The 2,698-nt window shown below is 41.3% G+C and carries 1 rRNA gene; it reads right to left on the bottom strand.

Annotation, left to right across the window (positions count from 1 at the left end):
• Positions 1-2,343, bottom strand: a 23S ribosomal RNA gene (locus A9758_RS05825); the annotation flags it as partial.
• Positions 2,344-2,698 lie beyond the last annotated feature (355 nt).

Below are 2,698 nucleotides of genomic sequence, written 5' to 3'. Positions count from 1 at the left end.
TTAGAAACACAGTCACAAGAAAGTAGTGTCTCATGAATGACTCAGATATGCCTGACGACATACCGTCGAAGTCTCCTACTTACGCTGCATACTTGCAACCAAGCCTCAATAGCAGACTGCAGTAAAACTCTACGGGGTCTTCGCTTCCCAATAGAAGTCTCTGGCTTGTGCACCAGAATAGCAGGTTCACTAGGTTCCAGCTAGGGACAGTGGAGATTTCGTTCTACCATTCATGCAGGCCGGTACTTGTCCGGCAAGGCATTTCGCTACCTTAAGAGGGTTATAGTTACCCCCGCCGTTTACTGGCGCTTCACCAGGTTGAACCCCAGCTTCACGTGCCAGCACTGGGCAGGTGTCGCCCCCAGTACACACCCTTACGGGCTAGCTGGGAGCTATGTTTTTATTAAACAGTCGAACCTCCCTAGTCACTGCGACCAGCTACTACACGTAGCTGGCACTCCTTATCCCAAAGTTACGGAGCTAAATTGCCGAATTCCCTTAGCTGGTTTACCCTAACACGCCTAAGTCTACTAAACTAGGGGCACCTGTGTCGGATCTCGGTACGGAAACACAATCAAATAAATGGATATTTTCTTTTCAAGGACTCCATGAATCAACCAGATAATCTCTCAAAAAAACGAGAGACTCAATCATAAATACACCAAGTTCTCACTATTACAGTTCTCCCTTAGCTTCTAAAATTTGAATAAGACGACAATCTTACAAGGCATATCACGAAGTGTCAAAAATATCCAACATAAACGTTGCCGTGTAAATTGTGTTGGACAGGAATATTAACCTGTTTCCCTTTCGAATAACTGGAATTACCGTTACCCTTAGGACCGCCTAACCCTTGGCTGACGAACATTGCCAAGGAACCCTAGCCCCTTCGGCGATAAAGATTCACACTTTACTTTGCTGCTACTACTACCAGGATCCACATTCCTGCAAGATCCACTGGAATTCACACCCCAGCTTCAAATCCAACAGGACGCCTATCTACGAAATCATATACAAAAGTATATGTTCATTGGTATCGGTGGCCGACTTAACCCCTTCCATTTTAGATGCCATTAACCTCGATGGGTGATCTGTTACGAACTCGTTAAAGGGTGGCTGCTTCTAAGCCCACCTCCCCACTGTCTAGGGCTAATGACTCCCTTAAACTAATCCGGCACTTGGGGACCTTAACCAAAGTCTGAGTTGTTTCTCTTTCGGGACACAGGCTTACCCCACGCCCCTCGATCCGATCTTCTACGATGCTAGCAAGTTTGGAGTTTTACAGAATGCCGAGTAGTTTCCCACCCTAAACACTCAATCAGTGCTCTACCTTGCCAGCTATCTCCAATCAGTCTAGCCTTGGAGCTATTTCGATAGGAACCAGCTGTCACCGATCTTGATTGACCTTTCACCACTAACCGCAAGTCATAAGAGTGTTTTGCAGAACAACAACTCTGCGAACCTCCATCACTCGTATGAGCGATTTCATCCTGCTCACGGATAGATCGACCGGCTTCGGGTTTTAAAGCTGTGACTGTGACATTTTATAATCAGAAGACCACACAAGAAGTTACGTCTTACTCGGTTTCCCTGCGACTACAAAGCTTAAGCTTTTTAGCCTCGCCACAACTACAAACTCCCTGGCTCGTGTTTCAAGACGAATGACACAACACTAGTCAAAGACAAAGAATTTCAAGTGTTGCCAGAAGAAATTCAATGAATTATCATTCCTTTCATGCCATGCCAGGCTGTCACCATCTGGTTTCAGGTACTTTTCACCCCCTAATAAAAGGGTTCTTTTCAGCATTCCCTCGCGGTACTAAATACACTATCGGTCTTGAGTAATGTTTAGAATTGGAAGTCGATGCCTCCCTATAATTTGATTCACGCCCAATTTCCAATGAACGCTACTCAAGAATTCAAAAAAAATGACCAAATTACCCCAAAGTCTACGGGACTATCACCCTCTACGGTTAAAGTATTCCAACAATAATTAAACAAGGATAATAACAGGCCACCATAAATATTTTGAATCTTAACAACACCACATCTCCCTATTAATTTCTAGTAGGGATTCAGTTTGTCCTATACCGTTTTCGCTCGACGTTACTAACGGCATCACAATTGTTTTCTCTTCCTCCACCTACTAAGATGTTTCAATTCAGTGGGTTCCCAATCCACAAATGTGGATCATTACTCGGTAAAGAGTAATAAGAATCTCATTCGGCAATCCCAGGTTCAATGAATGCATGCTTCTCGCCCAGGCTTATCGCAGCTTGCCACGACCTTCATAAGTTAATCTCAAGCCTAGCCATCCCCCAGATGGCATAAAAAGAAAAAAAATTTTTTATTATACAAAATTTCACCATTTTATACAGTGTTCTTTTTTTTCCTATTATATATAGTGACAAAAATAATATTGTCTGTAGTAGATTTAAAACAAATCAAACAAAGCAAAAAATATATATAAGCAAATCTTATTAAAACGTATTAATACTATTATATTATTTAAGTAAACCATAGAATTACTATTCTATTATATTATTACACAAACATCTAACAAACCAATTGAATAAATTAATAATACTCAAAAATCAATACAAATTGTATGGACTTATTTTTTTCTAATCTACTCTAGTTAGTTAGTGCCAGTAATGAACATACTATTAGTTTTAATGCTTATACTGGATAGTACATA

The sequence above is a fragment of the Methanosphaera sp. A6 genome, assembly GCF_001729395.1.
GTDB lineage: Archaea > Methanobacteriota > Methanobacteria > Methanobacteriales > Methanobacteriaceae > Methanosphaera > Methanosphaera stadtmanae.
Note: the sequence above shows the minus strand (reverse complement) of the source record. Positions and strands in the feature narration are given on the sequence as shown.